We start from the raw sequence: 22,109 nt of genomic DNA, 5'->3' as shown, positions 1-22,109 counted from the left end.
CGCTGCAGCATGCGCTGCAGCAGCGGCTGCACCGAGGTGGCCAGGTGCTCCAGGTAGGGGAAAGGCGGGGTTTCCTGCATGTAGAGGTCCTGCCCCATTTCCAGCTGAATGGCGTGCACCCCATGGGCCGGCACGCCGTAGTGGCGGGTGATGTAGCCGCCCTTGAAGCGGCCATTGACCACGTGGCTGAAGGGGCTCTGGCGGGCCTCGTCCACCACCGCGTCCAGCAGGGCCGGCGCGCAACTGCGCCCGTCGGCGGTGCCGAAGTTGAGGTCGGGCAGCTTGCCCTCGAACAGGCGCGGCAGCACACTGGCGATGGAATGGGCGTCCCACAACAGCACCGCGCCGTGTTGGGCGCGCAGCCGGTCCAGCTCGCCGCGCAGCGCGTCGTGGTAGGGGCGCCAGTAGCGCGCCAGCCGGTCGGCCTGCTGGGCGTCGTCCGGGGCCGGAGCCGCGCCGTAGAGCGGTTCGCCGCGGAAGGTTTCGGTCGGGCACAGGCCGGTGGTGGTCTGGCCCGGGTAGAGGCTTTCGCCACCGGGCGGGCGGTTGAGGTCGATCACGTAACGCGACACCTTGGCCTGCAGCACCGAGGCGCCCAGGCCCCGGGCGAAGGCGTAGAGCCGGTCCAGGTGCCAGTCGGTGTCCTGCAGCACCGGGGCGGTGTCGGTCATGCCGGCGGCGAACTCGGGCGGCAGTTCGGTGCCCAGGTGCGGGATGGAGATGAGCAGCGGCAGGTGGCCGCGCTGCAGGGTGTAGGTGGGGGTGTCGTCGAGGGCGTCGGGGGTCATGGGGGGCTTTCTTCGTCGGGACAAGACAGGGCGTCGGCCGGCAGGCCGGGCATGGCGCGGTGGATGGCCACGGCCGTGTCCTGGCGGATCACGTCGCGGGCGATGCGGGCGATGTGGGCGTCCAGGCCGGCCCATTCGTCCTCCCGCGCCAACAGGAAAAAATGGCGCTGGCCCAGCCGGGTGGCGGGCAGGGGCAACACCACCACCTCGTCCAGGTGGTGGCGCGACTGCCACAGGCACAAGGGGGTGGACAGGGCCCAGCCCAGGCCCGAGGCCACCAGGCTGAGCAGCGGGTCGGTGGCGTCGAACTCGCAGGCGCGCGGGGCCTGCACGCCGGCGTGGCGCAGGAAGCGTTCGATCTGCTGGCCGATCACCGAACGCTGGCTGTAGCGGATCAGGGGCAGGCCGCCAGGCAGCTCGGCCAGTTCGCGCACCGAGGCCAGGGGCCGCACCGGGTGCGCCTTGGGGAACACCGCCACCCAGGACTCGGAAAACAGCAGGCGCTGGGTGATGCGCGGGTCGTCGATGGCGGAATCGGTGCAGATGGCGAAGTCGAGTTCGCGCCCGCGCAACTGCTGCGTCAGCGCCGGCGTCAGGCCCGACCACATCAGCATCTGCTGGGCCGAGCCCGACAGCGCACGGATCAGGCTGGGGCCGACGGTGGCGGCGAAGGAATCGACGCAGCCGAGGTGGATCTGGGCGTGCGCCTGGCGGGCGCTGGCGCGCACCTGGTCGACCAGGGTGCGCGCCTGGGCCAGCAGCCGGCTGGCGCGCTCGCGCAGCACCTGCCCGGCGTGGGTGGGCACGGCGGGGCGCACCTCGCGGTCCAGCAGCGGTGTGCCCAGGTCGGCCTCCAGGGTCTTGACGGCCTGGCTGAGCGCGCTCTGGCTCACACCGAGCTGCTGCGCGGCCAGCGCCATGGAGCCGGCGTCGCAAACGGCGACGAAGGCTTCCAGTGCCTGCAGGTCGGGCAGGACGCGCGAACGGCGGGGCGGGCGGGGGCCGGCGGAGCGGGGAGACATGGTGCGCATGGTGTCAGGTTCGGCCGCAGGCGGCCACAAATTCAGAAAAACCAAAACATAGCATCGAAATGGCTTCAGTTGTGTGGCGCCCGGTGGGGGCCGCCTAAGCTGCAGCCATCGCCAACCTTTTTCCACACAGAAAGCCCCCCATGCAAAGCTATGACGCCATCGTGATCGGCGCCGGTGTGATCGGCAGTTCGGTCGCCTACCACCTCGCCCGCCTGGGCGCCAAAAATGTGCTGGTGCTCGACCGGTCGCAGATCGGCGCCGGCACCAGCACCCAGTCCTCCGGCATCCTGCGCACCCACTATTCGGTGATCGAAAACGTGGAACTGGCCAAGAAATCCTGGTCGGTGTTCCAGGACTTCGCCGGCTACCTGGGCGACGAAGAGGCCTCGGCCGGCTTGGTGAAATGCGGCTACCTCATCTGCGCCCCCGAGGGCCCGAAGCTGGAACCGCTGCGCGCGGCCCTGGCGGGCCAGGAACGCATGGGCGTGGAGGTGCGCCTGATCGACCAGGCGGAAGCGCGCACCCGACTGCCCATCGCCCAGTTCGACGACGCGGCGCTGATCGGCTTTGAACCGGAAGCCGGCTTCGCCGACGCCTACCTGGTGGCCACCGGCTTTGCCCGCGCCGCGCGCCGCCTGGGCGTCAAGATCATGGAAGGCGTGAACGTGGAGCGCCTGCTGCTGGACGGCGGCCGCGTGGTCGGCGTGGAAACCAGCCAGGGCACCTTCCACAGCGACACCGTCATCAGCACCCAGAACATCTGGGCCACCGACATCGAAAAATGGACCGGCGTGCCCACGCCCGTCAAGGCCGAACGCCACGCCGTGCTGGCCCTGGAGGGCCCCGAGGCCTACAGCTTCCAGATGCCGGTGTTCAAGGACCTGGGCTCGCCCGGCATGCTGTACTGCCGCAGCTACGGCGGCAACCAGATGCTGGTGAGCGAAGGCACGGTGGGCGAGACCCTGGCCGCGCCCGACAACGAGCAGGGCGACATCTCCATGGACTACGTGGTGGAGGTGGGCGGCCAGGTGGCCGAGCGCTTCCCGTCCTTCGGCGAAGCCGGCCTGGCTTCGTCCTGGACCGGCGTTTACGACGTCACGCCCGACTGGAACCCGGTGCTGGGCCGCCTGCCCGACGTGCCCGGGTTGGTGGTGGGCTACGGCTTCTCCGGCCACGGCTTCAAGCTGTCGCCGGGCGTGGGCCTGGTGCTGGCGCAGGAAGCGCTGGGCCTGCCGACCGAGGTGCCGCTGACCCCCTACGCCCACGAGCGTTTCCGCAGCGGCCAGCTGCTGACCGGCCGCTACGGACTGGGCGCCGTGTCCTGATCCGGAGGCCCACCATGCATGTACTGGTTTTTGTCAAGCGCGTGGTCGACTACAACGTCAAGGTGCGGGTGCGCAGCGACGGCACCGGTGTGGACACCGCCGGGCTCAAAATGTCCCTGAACCCCTTTGACGAGGTGGCGGTGGAGCAGGCGGTGCGTTGGCGCCAGGCGGGTGTGGCCAGCCAGGTCACGGTGGTGGCCTGCGGCCAGCCGGTGGTGCAGGACGTGCTGCGCACCGCCCTGGCCATGGGCGCCGACCGCGCCCTGCTGCTGGACCCCGGCAGCGCCGCGCCCGACGGCCCGGCCGTGCTGGCCGGCCTGGCCGCGCTGGTGCAGCGTGAGGGCGTGGACCTGCTGCTGTGCGGCAAACAAGCCATCGACGACGACCTGGGCGACACCGCCCCGGCCCTGGCCGCCCTGCTGGACTGGCCGCAGGCGCTGTCGGTCAACCGCGTCGAATGGACCGACGGCGGCCTGCGTGCGGACTGCGACGGCGACCTGGGCCTGGAACAGTGGCGCCTGCCGCTGCCCGCCGTGCTGGGCGTGGACCTGCGCCTGTGCGACCCGCGCCCCATCGGCCTGCCCAGCATGATGAAGGCCAAGAAAGCCCCCATCGACACGGTGGCGCTGGCCGACCTGGCCGCCGACACCCCGGCCCACTGCAGCGTTGCCGCCTGCACCACCCCGCCCGCCCGCGCCGCCGGCCAACGCCTGGCCGACCTGCCGCAACTGCTGGCCCAGCTGCGCCAGCTGCCCGCCCTGCAACCCGGCGCCTGAAGCGCCCCAGGAACCCGTCCCATGACCACCCTCGTCCTCGTCGAACACGACGGCCAACACCCCGAACCCGCCAGCCAGCAACTGCTGGCCGCGGCCCTGCAACTGGGCGACCCGGTGCACCTGCTGGTGCTGGGCGCCCAGGGCGCGGCCGTGGCCCAGGCGGTGGCCGGCTGGGCCGGCGTCGGCCAGGTGCTGCTGGCCGAACACCCGCAGTGGGCCGCCCCGTCGGCCGAAACGCTGGCGCGCCAGCTGGAAGCGCTGATGCCTGGCTACCGCACCCTGCTGGCCAGCCACCGCGCGCTGCACCGGGGCGCCCTGCCCCGCGCCGCCGCCCGGCTGCAAGCCGCCTACCTGAGCGACGTGCTGGCGCTGCCCGCCCCCGACCGCTTCGTGCGCCCCCTGTACGCCGGCAGCGTGCTGGCCGAGGTGCAGACCCACAGCGCGCGCCGCCTGCTCACCGTGCGCCCGGCCGGCTTCGCCGCGGCCAGCGGCACGCAAACGCCCTGCCCGGTGGTGGCGCTGGCCTCGGTCGAACCCGACGCCCGCACCCAGTTGGAGCGGCGCGACGCGGCCAGCAGCAGCCGCCCCGACCTGGGCCGCGCCCGGGTGGTGGTGGCCGCCGGCCGCGGCGTGGGCGCGCGCGAACACATGGGCCTGGTCGAGCAGCTGGCCGACCACCTGGGCGGCGCGGTCGGCGCCTCGCGCGCGGCGGTGGACGCCGGCTTCGCCCCCAACGCCATCCAGATCGGCCAGACCGGCAAGACCGTGGCGCCCGACGTCTACCTGGCCTTCGGCATCTCCGGGGCGATCCAGCACCTGGCCGGCATCAAGGACGCGGGCGTCATCGTCGCCGTGAACAAAGACCCGGACGCGCCCATCTTCTCGGTGGCCGACCTGGGCCTGGTGGGCGACCTGTTCGAGGCGCTGCCGGCCCTGACCGCCGGCCTGCCGGCTGCCCCCACGGGGGCCGCATGAGCGTGGGCCCCGCCCCCTGGCGGCGTTTTGCCATCGAGGACCTGCCGCGCGAACCCTGGCGCAACGGCGCGGGCTGGACCCGCACCGTGGCCAGCCACAGCGAGCAGGACACCTTGTGCTGGCGCGTCAGCGTGGCCGACATCGGCGCCGCCGGGCCGTTTTCCGTGTTCGACGGCCTGGACCGCACCGCGGTCATGGTCTGCGGCGCCGGCCTGCGGCTGGCGGGCGAAGGCCAGGCCTGGCACTTTGAAGGCCCTGGCGCCTACGCCCAGTTCCCGGGCGAACTGGCACTGGCCTGCGACGCCCCGCGCGTGCCCACCCAGCTCTGGAACGTGATGGTGCGCCGTGGCCGGGCCCAGGCCGACCTGCTCATCGCCGAGGGCGACACGGTGGCACTGCCCCAAGCGCCCGACGTGCTGGCGCTGGTGCTGCGCGGCCACTTCCAGACCCACGGGGCCGACACCGGGTCGCTGACCCTGGGCACCGGCGAAGTCCTGCACCTGCACGGCCCGCTCGCCCCCACCCGACTCTTCCCCACCGGGCCCGACGGCCTGCTGCTCGTCACCGCCCTGCGCTGAGGCGCCGGGCCCCTCGGTGCCCTGGCTTCATTCCGCGCTGCGCGGGTAGACGATGAAGGACAGGAACTTGATCGGGCACTTCACCAGCTTTTCCGGCCCGTGCGCCACCTCCCCCTGAAACGTCAGCGCATCGCCCGGCTCCAGCAGGTAGGTGTCGTGGCCACAGCGGTACTCCAGCTGGCCCTCCAGCATGTACAGCAGCTCCGTGCCCGGGTGCTGGAAGGTGGGGTAGTGCTCCGAATCGTCGTCCATGGTGATCAGAAAGGGCTCGAACAACTTGATCGGGCCCTGGTCGTAGGCCAGCAGCTGGTAGGTGTGCCCGCTTTTGGTGCCGCGGCGCACCACTTCCATGCCCGCGCCCTTTTTGATGTGCTGGGCGGTGTTGACCGACACGTCGTACTTGCTGAACAGCATGGACATGGACACCCCGAGCGCGCGCGCGATGCGCGCCAAGGTGTCCATGCCGGCCGAGGTCTGGCCGTTCTCGATCTTGGACAGCATGCCCCGGCTGATGCTGGCCTGCTCCGACACCTGCGCGATCGTCAGCCCGTGGCGCTGGCGCAGTTCCTTGATGGCGGAACCGACCGCTTCCTCCAGCGAAACGGCGGGTTTTTCAGCGGTTTTGTTCATCGGCCTCTCCTTGACGGTCGTTCCAAAAAGTGTAGGCGCTCGGCACCCACGAAATATTCACATCAGGCACAAATGTTGCATTACAAGAAACATCGACAGCGGTCATGCACCAATGCCGACACCTGGTCCCCCGATCGTTCGCCGCCCCCATGCCTCACACAGGAGCTCAGCCTTGAACACACTTGCCACCCCTTTCGCCAACCCCTTCGACCCGGGGGCCCTGGTGCCCCCCAAGCGCTTTGAGCGCGTGGAAGACGCCCAAAGCTACCTCAAATCCCAGGGCGTGGCCTATGTGCTGGCCCAGTTCGTGGACATCCACGGCGTGGCCAAGGCCAAGTCGGTGCCGGTGGACCATTTGAACACCGTCATGACCGATGGCGCGGGCTTCGCCGGCTTTGCCATCTGCGGCGTGGGCATCGAGCCACACGGCCCCGACTTCATGGCCGTGGGCGACCTGTCCACCGTTTCGCTGGTGCCCTGGCAACCCGGGCTGGCGCGCATCGTCTGCGAAGGCCACGTCGAGGGCGAGCCCTGGGCCTACGACAGCCGCGTGGTGCTGAAAAAGCAAGTGGCGCGCCTGGCCGAACAGGGCCTGACCATGTTCACCGGCCTGGAACCCGAGTTCTCGCTGCTGCGCCGCCACGCCGACGGCAGCATCGTGCCCCACGACGCCAGCGACACCCTGGCCAAGCCCTGCTACGACTACAAGGGCCTGTCGCGTACCCGGGTGTTTCTGGAAAAGCTCTCCGACGCCATGCGCGCCACCGGCATCGACGTCTACCAGATCGACCACGAGGACGCCAACGGCCAGTTCGAACTGAACTACACCTACGCCGACTGCCTGACCTCCTGCGACCACTTCGTCTTCTTCAAGATGGCCGCCAGCGAGATCGCCAACGAACTCGGCCTGATCTGCTCCTTCATGCCCAAGCCCTTCGCCAACCGGCCGGGCAACGGCATGCACATGCACCTGTCCATCGGCGACGGCCAGCGCAACCTGTTCCAGGACAAGGCCGACCCGAACGGGCTGGAACTCTCGCCCATGGCCTACCAGTTCATGGCCGGCCTGCTGCACCACGCACCGGCACTGACCGCCCTGTGCGCACCCACCGTCAACTCCTACAAGCGCCTGGTGGTGGGCCGTTCGCTGACCGGCGCCACCTGGGCCCCGGCCTACATCAGCTACGGCGACAACAACCGCTCGACCATGGTGCGCATCCCCAAGGGCCGGCTGGAACTGCGCCTGCCCGACGGCGCCTGCAACCCCTACCTGGCCACGGCCGCCGTCATCGCCGCGGGCATGGACGGCATCGCCAAGGGCATGGACCCGGGCGTGCCGCGCAACGTCAACCTGTACGAGTGGAGCGAGGCGCAACTGGCCGAAGCCGGCATCGGCCTGCTGCCGCAGAACCTGAACGCCGCGCTCGACGCGCTGGAGGCCGACACCGTCATCCGCGAGGCGCTTGGGCCGGTCACGGGCGAGTTCCTCAAACACAAGCGCATGGAGTGGATCGAGTACATGCGCCACGTCTCCGAGTGGGAAGTCAAGCAATACCTGGAATTTTTCTGAAGGAAGCAACCATGTGTGGAATTGTGGGTTTGTTGTTGAAAAAGCCGGCGCTGTACAGCCGCCTGGGCGAATTGATGGTGCCGATGCTGATCGGCATGACCGAGCGCGGCCCGGACTCGGCCGGCATGGCCGTGTTCGGCCAGCCCTTGCCGGAAGGCCAGCGCAAGATCAGCGTCTATTCGGGCCTGACCGAAGCCGGCGCCGCCTACGACTGGATAGGCCTGGCCGATGCCCTGAACGCGGCCCTGGGCGTGCACGCCCACGTCGTGGCCAAGGGCAACCACGCCGTGTTCACTTTTGACGGCCCGGCCGAACCGGTCCAGGCCTTTGTGCAAGCGCAGGACGCCAAGCTGCACCTGCTGTCCACCGGCCGCGGCATCGAGCTGTACAAGGACATCGGCACCCCGGCCGAGGTGGCGCAGCGCTACGACTTCGGCGCGCTCACCGGCAGCCACCTGGTGGGCCACACCCGCATGGCCACCGAATCGGCCGTCACGCCCGACCGCGCCCACCCCTTCACCGCCGGCGAGGACTTCTGCCTGGTGCACAACGGCTCGCTGTCCAACCCCAACGGCATCCGCCGCATGCTGGAGCCGCGCGGCATCCGCTTCGAGACCGACAACGACACCGAGGCCGCCTGCCGCTTCCTGGAGTGGCGCCTGCGCGAGGGCGACACCCTGCACGCGGCGCTGCAAAAGGGCTTCGAGGCGCTGGACGGCTTCTTCACCTTCCTCATGGGCACGCCGACCGAGCTGGCCCTGATCCGCGACCCCTTCGCCTGCAAGCCGGCGGTGGTGGCCGAAACCGACGACTACGTCGCCATCGCCTCCGAATTCCGCTCGCTCGCGCACCTGCCGGACGTCAAGCACGCCACGGTTTTTGAACCCGCACCCGAGGAGATGTACGTATGGAAAATCTGACCTTTGACCTGAGCGCGCGCACCGTCCGCGAGCTCAACCAGCACCTGCACGGCACGCCCGAATCGCTGGCCGGCCAGCACATCACCGTGCTCAACCCGGACGGCGCGCACAACATCGCGGTCGGCATCAACGCCCCGGTGCAGGTCACCGTGGTGGGCCATGCCGGCTACTACGCCGCGGGCATGAACAAGTTCGCCGACGTCACCATCGAAGGCAGCGCCGGCACCGGCGTGGCCGAGAACATGATGAGCGGCAAAGTCCACGTCAAGGGCTTCGCCTCCAACGGCGCCGGCGCCTCGGCGCACGGCGGCCTGCTGGTGATCGACGGCGACGCCGGCCTGCGCTGCGGCATTTCGCTCAAGGGCGCCGACATCGTGGTCGGCGGTTCCGTGGGCAGCTTCTCGGGCTTCATGGCCCAGGCCGGGCGCATGGTGGTCTGCGGCAACGCCGGCGACGCGCTCGGCGACTCGCTCTACGAGGCGGTGATCTACGTCAAGGGCGAGATCAAGAGCCTGGGCGCCGACGCCCAGCTCGAGCCCCTGGGCGAGGCCGACATCGCCGCGCTGACCGAACTGCTGGCCGCCGCCGGCCTGCACCACGCCCCCCAGGATTTCAAGCGTGTGGCCTCGGCCCGCAGCCTGTACCACTGGAACGCCGACGCCGATCAGACCTATTGAGGAGCCCCCATGAGCACCGAACACCCCATCGCCTTCAAACGCCTGCAGCGCGAAGAGTCCGCCAGTTTCGACCGCAGCACGCTGGACTACATCCACCGCGCCGCCGGCACCGGCCTGTACGAAATCCGCGGCCTGGGCGCCAAGCGCAAGCTGCCGCACTTCGACGACCTGGTCTTCCTCACCGCCTCGCTCTCGCGCTACCCGCTGGAGGGCTACCGCGAAAAGTGCTCCACCAAGACCGTGCTGGGCACCCGCTTCGCCAAAAAGCCCATCGTGCTGGACACCCCGATCACCGTGGCCGGCATGAGCTTCGGCGCGCTGTCGGCCAACGTCAAGGAAGCGCTGGGCAAGGCCGCCACCGCCATGGGCACCAGCACCACCACCGGTGACGGCGGCATGACGTCCGAGGAACGCCAGTCGTCCAAGACGCTGGTGTACCAGTGCCTGCCCTCGCGCTACGGCTTCAACCCCGACGACGTGCGCCGCGCCGACGCCATCGAGGTGGTGCTGGGCCAGGGCGCCAAGCCGGGCGGCGGCGGCATGCTGCTGGGCCAGAAGGTGAACCCGCGCGTGGCCAAGATGCGCACCCTGCCCCAGGGCGTGGACCAGCGCTCGGCCAGCCGCCACCCGGACTGGACCGGCCCGGACGACCTGACCATCAAGATCCAGGAACTGCGCGAACTGACCGACTGGGAAAAGCCCATCTACGTCAAGGTGGGCGCCACCCGCGTTTACAACGACGTCAAGCTGGCGGTCCACGCCGGCGCCGACGTGGTGGTGGTGGACGGCATGCAAGGCGGCACCGCGGCCACCCAGACCTGCTTCATCGAACACGCTGGCATCCCCACGCTGGCGGCGGTGCGCCAGGCCGTGGCCGCGCTGCGCGACCTGGACATGATCGACACGGTGCAGCTCATCGTCTCGGGCGGCATCCGCACCGGGGCCGACGTGGCCAAGGCGCTGGCGCTGGGCGCCGACGCGGTGGCCATCGGCCAGGGCGTGCTGATGGCCCTGGGCTGCAACCGCGACACCTACCAGCAGGGCGGCCAGAACCACAGCGCCGAGGCCGACTACGCCGCGCTGGGCACCCAGGCCGGCTACTGCCACCACTGCCACACCGGCAAGTGCCCGGTGGGCGTGACCACGCAGGACCCGATCCTGGAGCAGCGCCTGGAGCCCGACAACGGCGCCAAGCACGTCAAGAACTACCTCAAGACGCTGACCATGGAGCTGACCACCCTGGCCCGCGCCTGCGGCAAGCAGGACGTGCACCACCTGGAGCCCGAAGACCTGGTGGCGCTGACGGTGGAGGCCGCCGCCATGGCCCAGGTGCCGCTGGCCGGCACCAACTGGATTCCGGGCCAGAACGGCTGACGCGGAGGCCGCCATGACCAACGCCGCTTCCGACATCAAGAGCCGCCCTGTCTACCAGCCCCTGCGGCCGGACGCCACGGCCGTGCGCCACTGGCTGGTGCTGGAGGCGGCGGCCCAGAACGCCGAGGGCTGCCAGGCCCTGGCCGAAGCCTTCGCGCCGGTGGCCGGTGCCTTGCAGGTTTGGTCGGTCGGTGCGCTCGCCCTGGGCCGTCTGCCGGTGTCCGTGCTGGCCGACACGCCCGCCCTGGCGGACGCGCTGGCCCAGACCGGACCGTTCCGCGTCCACGACCGCCTCTATGTGCAGGGCACCGAGCCCTTCATCTGGTCGGTCGCCGCGCTGGCCCGGGCCGCCGGCCTGGCGCCCGAACAGCTGCGCCTGGCCCACGCCGGCAGCCTGCGCCGGCGCGTCTGGTGCACCCACTGCCACGGCGTCACCGAAGGCGTGACCACCCACACCGTGCCCTGCGCCGGCTGCGGCCGGCACCTGCTGGTGCGCGACCACTTTTCCCGCCGTCACGGCGCCTTCATGGGCGTGATGGTCGATGCCGAAGCCCCGGGCCAGCGCCCGGCGGTGCAGGAGGTGTTTCCATGATCGTGTCTGCCCTGAAACTGCGGGTCGCCGCCATCGACGACATCGCGCCCAGCCTGCGCCACCTGCGCCTGGAAGCGGCCGACGGCTCGGCCCTGCCCCCCACCGGCGCCGGCGCGCACGTGCTGCTGAGCCTGCCGGGCGCGGCACGCACCCACCGCAACGCCTACTCGCTGGTCAACCCGCCAGGCACGCGCAGCGGCTACGACGTCATCGTGCGCCGGGTGCCCACCTCGCGCGGCGGCTCGGCCACGGTGCACGAGCGCCTGCGGGTCGGCGACCGGCTAGACGCCCAGCCCCCCGGCAACCTGTTCGCCCCGGTGCGCCCCGCGCGCCACCACCTGATGATCGCCGGCGGCATCGGCATCACGCCCTTCCTGTCCTACCTGCAGGACGCCGGCGTGCGCCAGACCGGCGCCAGCCTGCACGTCTGCTGCCGCGAGTCGGAGAAAGACGTCTTCCAACCCTGGTTGCCCGACGGGGCCGACGTGCGCTTCCACTGGGACGCCGACGGCCACCGGCTCGACACCGCCGCGCTGCTGGCCGACCAGCCGGCCGGCACCCACCTCTACGTCTGCGGCCCCAGCGACCTGAACGACGCGGTGGTGCGAGCCGCCGCGGCCGCCGGCTGGCCAGCCAGCCAGGTCCACACCGAACACTTCGGCGGCGCCAGCGCCGGCGGCAACGCCTTCGAGGCGGTGCTGCACAAATCTGGCCTGCGCCTGCGGGTGGCCGAGGACGAAAGCCTGCTCGAAGCGCTGGAACGCGCCGGCGTGGCCGCACCCTGCCTGTGCCGCGGTGGGGCCTGCGGCGTCTGCATCACCCCGGTGCTCGACGGCGAGCCCGAGCACCGCGACCACTGCCTCAGCCCCGCCGAACGCGCCAGCGGCCGGCTGATCATGCCCTGCGTCTCCCGCGCGCGCAGCCCGCAGCTGGTGCTGGACCTCTGAGTCCACACCCCCACAGGAGCCACCCATGAGCCTCGCCTTCAAGCCCGACGAAACCTTCCGCGGCGACTACACCTACCGCAACAGCGACACCGCCATCCTGCGCTTCCCGTTCCCGTTCCCGGAAGACCGCTACATGTACAGCGTCAACATGGAGCCGCACAACGGCAGCGGGCCGAGCGACGCCTTCGTGCACGCCTTCGACGTGGACGAGCACTACATCGCCGAGTGCCGCGACCGGGCCATCACGCTCGAACGCGACCCCGGCCGCTGCCAAGCGCTGCCGCACATGATGACGGCCCAGTGGGACACGCTGGAGCTGCTGATGGAGAGCCTGTCCCGCGACTACCCGGAACACTTCGCGCTGCAGAAATCCGGCGACGGTTTCGGCGCCAGCTGGACCTGGACCAACCGCCCGCTGGGCCTGGTGCAGACCTTCACCTTCGGCGACGCCGCCACGCTGCCCTGCGAGCCCTTCGAGTACATCACCCGCCAGGTGCAGGGCGACTTCGCCATCTGCGACCAGCGCGACAACAACCTGTTCCTGGACGCCGGCATGGTGACCTCGCAGGCCGACTGGTCGCTGGACTTCAACGTCGGCATGGGCTTCATGGAATGGCACGGCCCGGTGCCGCTGGCGCACCAGGCCGGGGTGTTCGAACGTGCGCTCAAGTACCTGCTGATGGTGCGCCTGGGCCAGCCGGTGCGGCGCCTGAACTGGACCATGACGGTCAACCCGCGGCTCGACACCTCACCCGAAAGCTACCCCGAGTGGGGCCCCGACCGCGCCTCGCTCACGCCCGAGAACATCGGCCGCAAGCTGCACCTGCGGGTGGAACTGCAGACCCTGTGGCGCCTGCCGCGCAGCAACGCCTTGCTGTTCCCAATCCGCGGCTACCTGGCCTCGCTCGACGACCTGGCGCGCGTGCCCAAGTGGGGCAAGCGCCTGCACCGCGTGCTGTCCACCCTGCACCCGGCCCTGGCCGAATACAAGGGCCTGACCCGCTACCTGCCGCTGGCCGTGGCCCACCTGGCCGCCCACGACGACGGCGCGCCGCTGCCCGTGGGCACCCACGCCGACACCGACACCCTGGCCGAAACGGCCTGAGCCCTCCCATTCATTTCCTTCTTTCATCTGCACTGGAGAGACACATGACTTCTTGGCGCATCTCTGCCCTGGCCGACCGCCACCGCGCACTCGGCTCGTCCCTGGCCGACTGGAACGGCATGGGCACGGCCTGGACCTACCGCACCGACCTGGCCGACGAACACGAGGCCATCCGCACCAAGGCCGGCCTGATGGACGTGTCCGGCCTGAAGAAGGTGCACGTCATCGGCCCGCACGCCGAGATGCTCATCAACCACGCCACCACCCGCAACGTCAGCAAGCTCTACCCGGGCAAATCGGTCTACGCCTGCATGCTCAACGAGGACGGCAAGTTCATCGACGACTGCGTCATCTACCGCAACGGCCCCAACGCCTTCATGGTGGTGCACGGCGCCGGCCAGGGCCACGAGATCCTGACCCGCGGCGCGGTCGGCCGCAACGTCTCGGTGCTGTTCGACGACGACCTACACGACCTGTCGCTGCAAGGCCCGCTGGCGGTGGAGTACCTGTCCCAACACGTGCCGGGCATCCGCCAGCTGCCCTACTTTCACCACACCCACACCACGCTGTTCGGCCGCCCGGTCACCATCTCGCGCACCGGTTACACCGGCGAACGCGGCTACGAGATCTTCTGCAAGGCCGCCGACGCGCCCACCATCTGGGACACCATCGTCGAAGAGGGCCAGGCCATGGGCATCGTGCCCTGCGCCTTCACCGCGCTGGACTGGCTGCGCGTGGAAAGCTGCCTGCTGTTCTACCCCTACGACAACTCCGACATGTACCCCATGGAGGGTGAGCCCATTGGCGACACCCTGTGGGAGCTGGGGCTGGACTTCACCGTCTCGCCCGGCAAGACCGAGTTCCGCGGCGCCGCCGAACACTACCGCCTCCAAGGCAAGGAGCGCTTCAAGATCTTCGGCGTCGAACTGGCCAGCAAAGAAGCGGCCCAGGCCGGCGACGCGCTGTACGACGGCGAGCGCAAGGTCGGCTTCGTCACCTGCGGCATGTACTCGCGCCTGACCGGCCGCTCCATGGCCATCGCCCGCCTCGACCCGGCGTACGCGGTGCATGGGAAGGCGATGACCCTGCGCGGTGCCGCGCTGCAGTGCGCCGCCACCGCCCACACCCTGCCCTTCGACGACCCGCAAAAAACCAAGCGCACCGCCAAAGACTGAACAAGGCCCCACCATGAGCACCCCGCCCCGCCGCTACACCCTGTCCCTGTCCTGCCCCGACCGCGTCGGCATCGTCGCCGCCGTCAGCAACTTCCTGGCCCAGCACAACGGCTGGATCACCGAAGCCAGCCACCACGCCGACGCCGAGTCCGCCATGTTCTTCATGCGCCAGGAGATCCTGGCCGACTCGCTGCAACTCGACATCGACGCATTTCGCGCCGCTTTCGCCCAGCTGGCCGAACCCTTTGGCATGCAATGGCGCATCGCCGACAGCGCGCGCAAAAAGCGCGTCGTCATCCTGGTCTCCAAGCAGGAGCATTGCCTGTACGACCTGCTGGGCCGCTGGCAGTCCGGCGAACTGGACATCGACATTCCCTGCGTCATCTCCAACCACGAAACCTTCCGCGGCCTGGTGGAGTGGCACGGCATCCCCTTCCACCACGTGCCGGTCACGCCCGACACCAAGGTCCAGGCCTACGCCGAGGTCGAGCGCCTCTACCGCGAGGCCGACGCCGACGCCATGGTGCTGGCGCGCTACATGCAGATCCTCTCGCCCGACCTGTGCGACAAGTTCCCGGGCCAGATCATCAACATCCACCACAGCTTCCTGCCCAGCTTCATCGGCGCCAAGCCCTACCACCAGGCCTTCCAGCGCGGCGTCAAGCTGATCGGCGCGACCTGCCACTACGTCACCTCCGAACTCGACCAGGGCCCGATCATCGAGCAGGACGTGATCCGCATCGACCACTCCGACGTGCCCGAAGAACTGGTGCGCAGCGGCAAGGACGTGGAGAAGGCGGTGCTGGCGCGCGGCCTGCGCTACCACCTGGAAGACCGCGTGCTGATCCACGGCAACAAGACCGTGGTGTTCCGCTGAGCCCGAGCCATGACCGCCCAGATCATTGACGGCAAGGCGCTGTCGCGGCAGCTGCGTGCAGGTTTCCGCGAACGGGTGGGGCACCTCCAGGCCCAGGGCGTGCAGCCCGGCTTGGCGGTGATCCTGGTGGGCGAGAACCCGGCCTCGCAGGTCTACGTCGGCAACAAGATCAAGGCCTGCGAAGAGTGTGGCGTGCGCTCCCTGCACGTGGGCCTGCCCGCCGACGTGAGCGAGGCCGAGGTGCTGGCCACCATCGAACGCCTGAACGCCGACGAGCAGGTGCACGGCATCCTGGTGCAGCTGCCGCTGCCGCCACACATCCCGGTGGCGCGCGTGCTGGAGGCGATCGCGGTGGACAAGGACGTGGACGGCTTCCACCTCTACAACGTCGGCGCGCTGGTCACCGGCCACAGCATCTTCCCGCCCTGCACCCCCTACGGCGTGCAACTGCTGCTGGACGCCACCGGCACCGATGTGGCCGGCCAGAACGTGGTGGTGGTGGGCGCCAGCAACATCGTCGGCAAGCCCATGGGCCTGATGCTGCTGCAGCGCGAGGCCACGGTCACCATCTGCCACGCCAAAACGCGCGACCTGGCGCAGCACACCATCCTGGCCGACATCCTCATCGTCGCCGCCGGCAAGCCCGGGCTGATCGTGCCGCAGATGGTCAAGCGCGGCGCCATCGTCATCGACGTCGGCATCAACCGCCTGCCGGACGGCCGCATCGTCGGTGACGTGTGCTTCGAGGAGGTGAAGGAAAAAGCCTCGTGGATCACCCCGGTGCCCGGTGGCGTGGGCCCGATGACGGTGACCATGCTGATCGAGAACACGCTGCGTTCGGCCGAACGCAGCTTCCCGTTGGCCCGGGGGGACGACCGGCACGGCTGGGACGCCCCGCCCGCCGTCCTGGGCTGAGTCGGCCGGTGCCGCCTGCGGCCACCGTGTGCGGGGCCGTCAGGCGGGCACGCCGGGCGCCCCCACGGGGGTGCGGGCCTGGGCGGCCCATTGCATCAGGCCGGCGGTGGACGCGTCCAGACCCACCCAGTCCTGGCGACGCATGCGGGCCTGCAGGTCCAGGGCCAGGGTCTTGCCCAGTTCCACACCCCACTGGTCAAAGCAGTTGATGCCCCACACCACACTGGCCACGAACACCCGGTGCTCGTGCATGGCCAGCAGGGCGCCCAGGCTGCGCGGGGTCAGGGCGTCCAGCAGCAGCATGGTGCTGGGTCGGTTGCCAGGAAAGTCCTGGTGCCCGGGCAGTTGCGCGCCGCTGGCCATGCCGCCCTGCATCAAGGCCTGGGCCTGGCCAAAGGCGTTGGCCAGCAGGGCCTCGTGGTGCCCCGGCAAGGCGTGCCGGGGTTGGCGCACCACGGTGAATTCGGTCGGCACCCGCTGTGTGCCTTGGTGCAGCCACTGGAAAAAAGCGTGCTGCCCATTGCTGCCCGGTTCGCCCCACACGGCCGCCGTGGTGGTGTAGGGCAAAGGCCGGGCCTGCAGGCACACGCCCTTGCCGTTGCTTTCCATCTCCAGTTGCTGCAGGTAGGCCGGCAAGCGGCGCAGGCCGTGGTGGTAGGGCGCCACGCAGCGGCTGCTCATGCCCAAAAAGGTGCTGTTCCACACGTCCAGCAGCCCCAGGCAGACGGGCAGGTTGTGCCGCAGCGGGGCGGTCGCAAAGTGGCGGTCCATCTCCACCGCGCCGGCCAGCAGCTCGGCAAAACCGGCCGCGCCCAGAGCCACGGCCACCGGCAAACCCACCGCCGACCACAGCGAAAAACGCCCGCCCACGCCGTCGGGCATGTGCAACACGCGGCCCATGCCCATGGCCCGGGCTCGCTCGGCCTTGGCCGAAATCGCCACAAAATGCCGTTCCGGCTGCGGCACGCCGGCGGCCTGCATCCAGGCCTGCGCGGTCCGGGCGTTCTGCAGGGTCTCGGCGGTGGACCACGACTTGGACGCCACCACAAACAGCGTGCGCTGCGGCGGCAGGCCGCTCAACACCTCCTGCAGCTCGTGCCCGTCCACGTTGGCCACAAAATGCAGCCGCTGGCGGGCACCGTGGCCGGCGGCCAGGGCCTGCACCGCCAGCTCCGGGCCCAGCCCCGAACCCCCAATGCCCAGGTGCACCACGTGGTCGATCTCCGGGTCGGCCCGCACCGCCTCGGCCAGCGCCAGCATGTCGCGCAAACCGTCGGTCCAGGGGTCTGCCGGTCCGTCGGGCGCCTCGGCCCAGCGCCCGCGCACACAGGCGTGCAAGGCCGGTCGGCCTTCGGTCGGATTGACGACCTCGCCCGCCAACAAGGCCGCCCGCTTCTGCGGCAACTGCAGGGTGTCGGCCAGGGCGCACAAGGCGTCCAGCACCGGGCCGTCCCACAGGTTTTTCGACAGGTCCGCCACCACATGCGGCGCCTCCACCCGAAATGCTTCAAAGCGGCCGGGCTGTTTGGCAAACGCCCGGCGCAGGTCAAACGCCCCCTGGTAGTGCCAGCTCTGCTCGCGCAAAGCCTGCCAGGCCGGCAGTTGGTCGTGTCGCATGCGCTCCCTTTCTTGGCCTCGGTCGGTGGCGGTGTGTGGCCTCAGGCGCGGGCGTCGCCCCAGCGCAGCGGAAAGCGGTCGTCCCCCACGTAGGTGGCGTTGCCCAGCCGGTCCACGCAGTAGCTGGGCGACACGATCATGTCCTGGAACAGCATGCCCGCCCCAATGCGGGTGTACTCGAACAACACGCTGCGCTCCACCCGCGAGCCGGCCCGCACGTGGCTGCCGTGGCCGATCCAGGCCGGGCCGATGATGCTGCAGCCCGGCTCCAGCTTCACGCTGGAGCCCAGGTACACCGGGCCCTGCACGTGCACCGTGTTCCAGTCCACCCGGGTGTTCAGGCCCACCCACACGCCGGGCTGTACCTCGGTGCCGGGCATGCTCATTTCGGCAATTTCGCCACGCAGCACCCGCTGCAGCACCGACCAGTAGTCGCTCACCCGGCCAATGTCGATCCAGTTGAAAAAGCGGTCCTGGGCGTAGAACGGCAAGCCCTGCTCCACCAGCATGGGAAACAGTTCGCTGCCAATGTCAAACACCCGGTTCTGCGGCACCAGGTCCAACGCCGCCGGCTCGAAAATGTAAATGCCGGTGCTGGCCAGGGTGGACTTGGCGTCGGCTGGCTGGGGTTTTTCCTGGAAGGACTGCACCTTGCCGTCCTGGTCGGCCACCACAATGCCGTAGTTGCTCACCTGGTCGCGCGGCACGTCCAGCGTCACCACACTGGCCAGCGCGCCCTTGTGCTTGTGCTCGTGCAGCGCCGCGCCAATGTCCAGGTCGATCAGCGCATCGCCACACAGCACCAGGGTGGTTTCGTCAAAGAAACCGCTGTTGTCCTGGATGCGGCGCATCCCGCCGGCCGAACCCAGCGGCCGGGGAATGATGTCGCCGTGGTCGTACACGCCTTCGTAGGAATAACCAATTTCCACCCCCCAGCGGTGGCCGTCGCGGAAATACTCCTCGATCTTGCGGTGGTTGTAGGCCACGTTCACCATAATCTGCTTGATCCCGTGGCGCGCCAGGTGCTCAATCAGGTATTCCATCACCGGCTTGCCCAGAATGGGCACCATCGGTTTGGGCAAATCTTTGGTCAGCGGACGCACGCGAGTGCCTTGCCCCGCGGCCAGAATCACGCCTTTGGCCATTGTCAACTCCCTGCTTCAAGTCTTGTGCACACACACATTGCCAAGGATGATACCGGCCGCGGCCACCCGCACGGGCTCAAAGACCGGCCCCAGGCCCAGGGCCTAGTCCGTTGAGGCTAATTGAATGGCGCCTTGCCTTAAAGGGGGCCAGGAATGGTGGCGCTCCAGGGTGGCGCCGACTTGGGCCACTGGTGCATCAGGTCAAACTGGGCGCGGTGCAGGCGCTCGGCCAGCGAATGCATGACCGCCAGCATCAGTTTGTTGCCCAGCCGTGGCATCGTCAGCAAAATGTCCCGGAACGCCTCGCGGGTCAACACCACCACGTCCACCGGCTCTTGCGCCACACACGACACGCTGTGCGGCGTCTGGTCGATCATCGACATTTCACCAATGGTGCGGCCCGGCCCCAGGGAGGCCATGCTGTGGTCGGCGCCCGACTCGTCGGTCAACAACAGCTCGGCGCGCCCGGTCAGCAAAATCAGCATGAAGCCCGACGTGTCGCCTTGGTGCAGCAACATGCACCCGCGCGGCGCAGAAAAACAGGTCATGTGGTTGCACAGCAATTGGGTGTCGTTCAGGTCCAGCGACTCCAACAGCGGCGTCCGACTCAAGATCTGGTGGATGTCGTCGGCAAAGGACACGGCCGAGCCCAAGCACTCGCATTCGGGTGGCAGGGTGAATTGAAAGACTGCATCCATGGCATCAAATCTTATACAAGCTTGAACGGATTGGACAAGGGTCCTTATGACTCTGAGCCGCATGGCTCGCACGGACACCGGGGTATTGACGGGGGTTCTGTTAGCATCAAAGCGCTGTTACGCACGCTACAGGGGTCCAATGTCATATCCTAACGATTTGACGTTTTCAGAAATCGTCAAAACACTAAAAATCATCAAGGAATCGCTGTCCATACGCAGCCATTATCAACTATTCCACTGGCTTCATGCCGACGTACAACATTTCATCCCGCACGATTTGGTGATTGCGGCGTGGGGGGATTTTTCTCTGGGGCTGGTCTGCTACGACGTGGTCTCGCCCCTGCCGGGTCTGCGCACCGAATCTTTCGACGACCGGGCCCTGCAGCCTTTTTTCATGGGCCTGTTCCACCGCTGGCTCAAATGCGACCATGCCCCTTACAGCATGTCGGCCAACCACGGGTTCGAGCTCAACGCCTTGCGCAACTCGGCCGCGACCGATGCGATGCAGCAATTGCCTGCGGCACTGGTGCATGGCATCAAGGACAAGCGGGGACGGCACGACTGCCTCTATGTGTTCATGGGGCGCGAGGAACTGGCTCATGAGCGGGCCCGCGAAACCCTGCGCTACATGCTGCCCTACATCGACACGGCCTTCCGCCAGGTGGCCCACCTGCCCGACCAGTACCTCATTCCCGCACCCACCAAACCCACCCCCGCCGTGGCGGCCAACATGGGGCAATTGCTGGCGCAACCCGACACCGGGCTCAGCGCCCGCGAACTGGAAATCATGGAATGGGTGCGCATGGGCAAAACCAACCAGGAAATTGGCATGATCCTGGACATCAGCGCCTTCACCGTGAAAAACCACGTGCAGCGCATCTTCAAGAAGCTGGACGTGGTCAACCGCGCACAGGCGGTGGCCAAGGTGACCAGCCTGCGCAAGGGTTAAGCCTCAAGCGGGCGTGGAGCGGCCGTAGCGGTCTTCCAAGCGCACGATGTCGTCCTCGCCCAGGTAGCTGCCCGACTGCACTTCGATCAGCTCCAACGGGATGACCCCCGGGTTTTCCAGGGCGTGCACCTGCCCCACCGGAATGTAGGTGGACTGGTTTTCGGTGATCAGCAGGGTCTGGTCGCCGTTGGTGACCTTGGCGGTGCCACTCACCACAATCCAGTGCTCGGCGCGGTGGTGGTGCAACTGCACCGACAGCTTGGCCCCGGGCTTGACGGTGATGCGCTTGACCTGGTAGCGCAGGCCGTTGTCGATCGAGTCGTACACCCCCCAAGGCCGGTACACCTCGCGGTGGTTGATGTGTTCGGTGCGCCCCGCGGCTTTGAGGCGTTCCACCACCTGCTTCACCTCCTGGACCCGGTCTTTGTGGACGACCAGCACCGCATCCTTAGTTTCCACCACCACCAAGTCCTGCACCCCCACGGCCGCCACCAAGCGGCTCTCGGCCAGCACAAAGGTGCCACGGGCGTTCTGCAGCAAGGCGTCGCCGCGCACGGCGTTGCCGTTGGCATCCTGGGGGCTGACGTCCCACAAGGCAGACCACGACCCCACATCGCTCCAGCCCGCATCCAAGGCCACCATGGCGGCGTCGGCGGTTTTCTCCATCACCGCGTAATCCACCGAATCGCTGGGGCAGGCTTCAAACGCCGCACGGTCGATGCGCACAAAGTCCAGGTCGGGGCGGGCCGCGTCCAAGGCCGCTCGGCACGCCGCCACCATGGCGGGCTGAAAACGCTGCAATTCGTCCAGGTAACGGTCGGCGCGGAACAGGAACATGCCGCTGTTCCAGTAGAACCGGCCACTCTCCAGGTAACGCTGGGCGGTGGCCAGGTCGGGCTTCTCCACAAACCGGCTCACGGCAAAGCCGCCTGGCGGCAAAGCCGCGCCCTGCTCGAGGTAGCCATAACCGGTTTCGGCGCGGGTGGGCACCACCCCAAAGGTCACCAGTTTGCCCGCCTCGGCCAGCGGGCGGGCCGCCGCCACGGCGGCCTCAAAGGCGGTCACGTCCGGAATCCAGTGGTCGGCCGCCAGCACCAGCAACAGCGCATCGGGCGTTTGCGCCAGGGCGTGCAGCGCGGCCAGGGCGATGGCCGGCGCGGTGTTGCGGCCCACCGGCTCCAGCAGAATGTGCGCGCGCCCCTGGCCCAGCGCACGCAGCTGCTCGGCCGCCAAAAAACGGTGCGCCTCGTTGCATATCACCCGCAAGTCCCCCAGGGGGCCCAAGCCCTGCAGGCGTTGCACCGTGGTTTGCAGCATCGAGCCGTCGCCCTCGGTCAAAGGCAAAAACTGCTTGGGCTTGAGTTCGCGCGACAGCGGCCACAAACGGCTGCCGGTGCCGCCGGCCATGATCACTGGGGTCAAAGTCATGAAGGGTCTGTGGGTTG

General features: G+C 68.8%; 22 protein-coding genes. 15 read left to right on the top strand and 7 right to left on the bottom strand.

The features are described from left to right. On the bottom strand, nucleotides 1-788 hold a 788-nt coding region (gene hutG, locus HA630_RS08395), incomplete at its 3' end, for an N-formylglutamate deformylase (RefSeq protein ID WP_166834072.1). Continuing rightward, complete coding sequence (locus HA630_RS08390) at nucleotides 785-1,810, bottom strand: LysR family transcriptional regulator (RefSeq protein WP_243855415.1); 1,026 nt, start codon at nucleotides 1,808-1,810, stop codon at nucleotides 785-787. The genes HA630_RS08390 and hutG, both read right to left, overlap by 4 nt. A gap of 149 nt (nucleotides 1,811-1,959) precedes the next feature. Here HA630_RS08390 and HA630_RS08385 point away from each other — a divergent pair, with 149 nt between their 5' ends. From HA630_RS08385 to HA630_RS08370, 4 genes are read left to right on the top strand one after another with little or no spacing between them, the layout of a single operon-like run. Further along, nucleotides 1,960-3,144, top strand: coding sequence for an FAD-binding oxidoreductase (locus tag HA630_RS08385; protein ID WP_166834069.1), 1,185 nt, complete (start codon nucleotides 1,960-1,962; stop codon nucleotides 3,142-3,144). Nucleotides 3,145-3,158: 14 nt separating this feature from the next. Further along, nucleotides 3,159-3,920: an electron transfer flavoprotein subunit beta/FixA family protein gene (locus tag HA630_RS08380; RefSeq protein ID WP_166834067.1), complete on the top strand. Its 762-nt coding sequence runs from the start codon at nucleotides 3,159-3,161 to the stop codon at nucleotides 3,918-3,920. A gap of 21 nt (nucleotides 3,921-3,941) precedes the next feature. Further along, nucleotides 3,942-4,895 (top strand): electron transfer flavoprotein subunit alpha/FixB family protein, encoded by a 954-nt coding sequence (locus HA630_RS08375; protein WP_166834065.1) that lies wholly within the window; start codon nucleotides 3,942-3,944, stop codon nucleotides 4,893-4,895. Next, nucleotides 4,892-5,473 (top strand): HutD family protein, encoded by a 582-nt coding sequence (locus HA630_RS08370; RefSeq protein WP_166834063.1) that lies wholly within the window; start codon nucleotides 4,892-4,894, stop codon nucleotides 5,471-5,473. Before HA630_RS08375 ends, HA630_RS08370 begins: the two co-directional genes overlap by 4 nt. A gap of 27 nt (nucleotides 5,474-5,500) precedes the next feature. On the opposite strand, the gene HA630_RS08365 is transcribed toward HA630_RS08370, so the two are convergent. Next, a complete protein-coding gene (locus HA630_RS08365) occupies nucleotides 5,501-6,103 on the bottom strand; it encodes an XRE family transcriptional regulator (protein ID WP_166834061.1) in 603 nt (200 codons plus the stop codon). A gap of 223 nt (nucleotides 6,104-6,326) precedes the next feature. Here HA630_RS08365 and glnT point away from each other — a divergent pair, with 223 nt between their 5' ends. From glnT to folD, 10 genes are read left to right on the top strand one after another with little or no spacing between them, the layout of a single operon-like run. Next, on the top strand, nucleotides 6,327-7,673 hold the full coding sequence (glnT, locus tag HA630_RS08360; RefSeq protein ID WP_166834080.1) for a type III glutamate--ammonia ligase: 1,347 nt from the start codon (nucleotides 6,327-6,329) through the stop codon (nucleotides 7,671-7,673). A gap of 11 nt (nucleotides 7,674-7,684) precedes the next feature. Next, the gene (locus tag HA630_RS08355) at nucleotides 7,685-8,593 is read left to right on the top strand and encodes a class II glutamine amidotransferase (protein ID WP_166834059.1); all 909 of its coding nucleotides are present in this window, start codon (nucleotides 7,685-7,687) and stop codon (nucleotides 8,591-8,593) included. Continuing rightward, nucleotides 8,581-9,270 carry a protein glxC gene (locus HA630_RS08350; protein WP_166834057.1) on the top strand — a complete coding sequence of 230 codons (690 nt, stop codon included), beginning with the start codon at nucleotides 8,581-8,583 and terminating at the stop codon, nucleotides 9,268-9,270. The genes HA630_RS08355 and HA630_RS08350 overlap by 13 nt, the downstream gene beginning before the upstream one ends. A 9-nt stretch (nucleotides 9,271-9,279) precedes the next feature. Continuing rightward, nucleotides 9,280-10,644: an FMN-binding glutamate synthase family protein gene (locus tag HA630_RS08345; protein ID WP_166834056.1), complete on the top strand. Its 1,365-nt coding sequence runs from the start codon at nucleotides 9,280-9,282 to the stop codon at nucleotides 10,642-10,644. Nucleotides 10,645-10,657: 13 nt separating this feature from the next. Beyond that, entirely contained in the window at nucleotides 10,658-11,236 is a 579-nt protein-coding gene (locus HA630_RS08340) for a dimethylamine monooxygenase subunit DmmA family protein (RefSeq protein WP_166834054.1), read from the top strand. Then, nucleotides 11,233-12,183 carry a PDR/VanB family oxidoreductase gene (locus HA630_RS08335; protein WP_208300033.1) on the top strand — a complete coding sequence of 317 codons (951 nt, stop codon included), beginning with the start codon at nucleotides 11,233-11,235 and terminating at the stop codon, nucleotides 12,181-12,183. Before HA630_RS08340 ends, HA630_RS08335 begins: the two co-directional genes overlap by 4 nt. A gap of 25 nt (nucleotides 12,184-12,208) precedes the next feature. Further along, nucleotides 12,209-13,288 (top strand): DUF3445 domain-containing protein, encoded by a 1,080-nt coding sequence (locus HA630_RS08330; protein WP_166834052.1) that lies wholly within the window; start codon nucleotides 12,209-12,211, stop codon nucleotides 13,286-13,288. A gap of 44 nt (nucleotides 13,289-13,332) precedes the next feature. After that, the gene (locus HA630_RS08325; RefSeq protein WP_166834050.1) at nucleotides 13,333-14,463 is read left to right on the top strand and encodes an aminomethyltransferase family protein; all 1,131 of its coding nucleotides are present in this window, start codon (nucleotides 13,333-13,335) and stop codon (nucleotides 14,461-14,463) included. 13 nt (nucleotides 14,464-14,476) lie between these two features. Next, entirely contained in the window at nucleotides 14,477-15,340 is an 864-nt protein-coding gene (gene purU, locus HA630_RS08320; RefSeq protein WP_166834048.1) for a formyltetrahydrofolate deformylase, read from the top strand. A gap of 9 nt (nucleotides 15,341-15,349) precedes the next feature. Beyond that, nucleotides 15,350-16,255, top strand: a complete 906-nt coding sequence (folD, locus tag HA630_RS08315; RefSeq protein WP_166834046.1) for a bifunctional methylenetetrahydrofolate dehydrogenase/methenyltetrahydrofolate cyclohydrolase FolD — start codon at nucleotides 15,350-15,352, stop codon at nucleotides 16,253-16,255. A 39-nt stretch (nucleotides 16,256-16,294) separates the two neighbouring features. Here folD and pgi read toward each other — a convergent pair whose 3' ends face one another. From pgi to HA630_RS08300, 3 genes are all read right to left on the bottom strand, one after another. Beyond that, the gene (gene pgi, locus HA630_RS08310; RefSeq protein WP_166834044.1) at nucleotides 16,295-17,872 is read right to left on the bottom strand and encodes a glucose-6-phosphate isomerase; all 1,578 of its coding nucleotides are present in this window, start codon (nucleotides 17,870-17,872) and stop codon (nucleotides 16,295-16,297) included. Between the two features lie 41 nt (nucleotides 17,873-17,913). Then, nucleotides 17,914-19,017, bottom strand: coding sequence for a sugar phosphate nucleotidyltransferase (locus HA630_RS08305; RefSeq protein ID WP_166834042.1), 1,104 nt, complete (start codon nucleotides 19,015-19,017; stop codon nucleotides 17,914-17,916). 137 nt (nucleotides 19,018-19,154) lie between these two features. Continuing rightward, on the bottom strand, nucleotides 19,155-19,715 hold the full coding sequence (locus HA630_RS08300; RefSeq protein WP_166834040.1) for a Crp/Fnr family transcriptional regulator: 561 nt from the start codon (nucleotides 19,713-19,715) through the stop codon (nucleotides 19,155-19,157). Nucleotides 19,716-19,872: 157 nt separating this feature from the next. Between HA630_RS08300 and epsA the strand changes: the two genes are divergently transcribed. After that, nucleotides 19,873-20,664 carry an XrtB/PEP-CTERM-associated transcriptional regulator EpsA gene (gene epsA / locus HA630_RS08295; protein WP_208300032.1) on the top strand — a complete coding sequence of 264 codons (792 nt, stop codon included), beginning with the start codon at nucleotides 19,873-19,875 and terminating at the stop codon, nucleotides 20,662-20,664. 3 nt (nucleotides 20,665-20,667) lie between these two features. Here the strand turns inward: epsA and HA630_RS08290 are convergent, their stop codons facing one another. Next, nucleotides 20,668-22,092 carry a mannose-1-phosphate guanylyltransferase/mannose-6-phosphate isomerase gene (locus HA630_RS08290; protein ID WP_166834038.1) on the bottom strand — a complete coding sequence of 475 codons (1,425 nt, stop codon included), beginning with the start codon at nucleotides 22,090-22,092 and terminating at the stop codon, nucleotides 20,668-20,670. Nucleotides 22,093-22,109 lie beyond the last annotated feature (17 nt).

The organism is Aquabacterium sp. A08, assembly GCF_011742065.1.
The sequence above is the reverse complement of the archived record's forward strand: the minus strand, read 5'-3'. Positions and strand labels throughout refer to the sequence as shown.

Bases quoted from the DNA above. Each gene is read 5' to 3' on its own strand.
- HA630_RS08370 (WP_166834063.1), top strand. From the start codon at position 4,892: ATGAGCGTGGGCCCCGCCCCCTGGCGGCGTTTTGCCATCGAGGACCTG.
- HA630_RS08300 (WP_166834040.1), bottom strand. From the start codon at position 19,715: ATGGATGCAGTCTTTCAATTCACCCTGCCACCCGAATGCGAGTGCTTG.
- HA630_RS08350 (WP_166834057.1), top strand. From the start codon at position 8,581: ATGGAAAATCTGACCTTTGACCTGAGCGCGCGCACCGTCCGCGAGCTC.
- HA630_RS08390 (WP_243855415.1), bottom strand. From the start codon at position 1,810: ATGTCTCCCCGCTCCGCCGGCCCCCGCCCGCCCCGCCGTTCGCGCGTC.
- HA630_RS08355 (WP_166834059.1), top strand. From the start codon at position 7,685: ATGTGTGGAATTGTGGGTTTGTTGTTGAAAAAGCCGGCGCTGTACAGC.
- HA630_RS08375 (WP_166834065.1), top strand. From the start codon at position 3,942: ATGACCACCCTCGTCCTCGTCGAACACGACGGCCAACACCCCGAACCC.
- HA630_RS08345 (WP_166834056.1), top strand. From the start codon at position 9,280: ATGAGCACCGAACACCCCATCGCCTTCAAACGCCTGCAGCGCGAAGAG.
- purU (WP_166834048.1), top strand. From the start codon at position 14,477: ATGAGCACCCCGCCCCGCCGCTACACCCTGTCCCTGTCCTGCCCCGAC.
- HA630_RS08340 (WP_166834054.1), top strand. From the start codon at position 10,658: ATGACCAACGCCGCTTCCGACATCAAGAGCCGCCCTGTCTACCAGCCC.
- HA630_RS08305 (WP_166834042.1), bottom strand. From the start codon at position 19,017: ATGGCCAAAGGCGTGATTCTGGCCGCGGGGCAAGGCACTCGCGTGCGT.
- HA630_RS08290 (WP_166834038.1), bottom strand. From the start codon at position 22,092: ATGACTTTGACCCCAGTGATCATGGCCGGCGGCACCGGCAGCCGTTTG.
- HA630_RS08380 (WP_166834067.1), top strand. From the start codon at position 3,159: ATGCATGTACTGGTTTTTGTCAAGCGCGTGGTCGACTACAACGTCAAG.
- HA630_RS08365 (WP_166834061.1), bottom strand. From the start codon at position 6,103: ATGAACAAAACCGCTGAAAAACCCGCCGTTTCGCTGGAGGAAGCGGTC.
- folD (WP_166834046.1), top strand. From the start codon at position 15,350: ATGACCGCCCAGATCATTGACGGCAAGGCGCTGTCGCGGCAGCTGCGT.
- HA630_RS08385 (WP_166834069.1), top strand. From the start codon at position 1,960: ATGCAAAGCTATGACGCCATCGTGATCGGCGCCGGTGTGATCGGCAGT.
- HA630_RS08335 (WP_208300033.1), top strand. From the start codon at position 11,233: ATGATCGTGTCTGCCCTGAAACTGCGGGTCGCCGCCATCGACGACATC.
- pgi (WP_166834044.1), bottom strand. From the start codon at position 17,872: ATGCGACACGACCAACTGCCGGCCTGGCAGGCTTTGCGCGAGCAGAGC.
- HA630_RS08325 (WP_166834050.1), top strand. From the start codon at position 13,333: ATGACTTCTTGGCGCATCTCTGCCCTGGCCGACCGCCACCGCGCACTC.
- HA630_RS08330 (WP_166834052.1), top strand. From the start codon at position 12,209: ATGAGCCTCGCCTTCAAGCCCGACGAAACCTTCCGCGGCGACTACACC.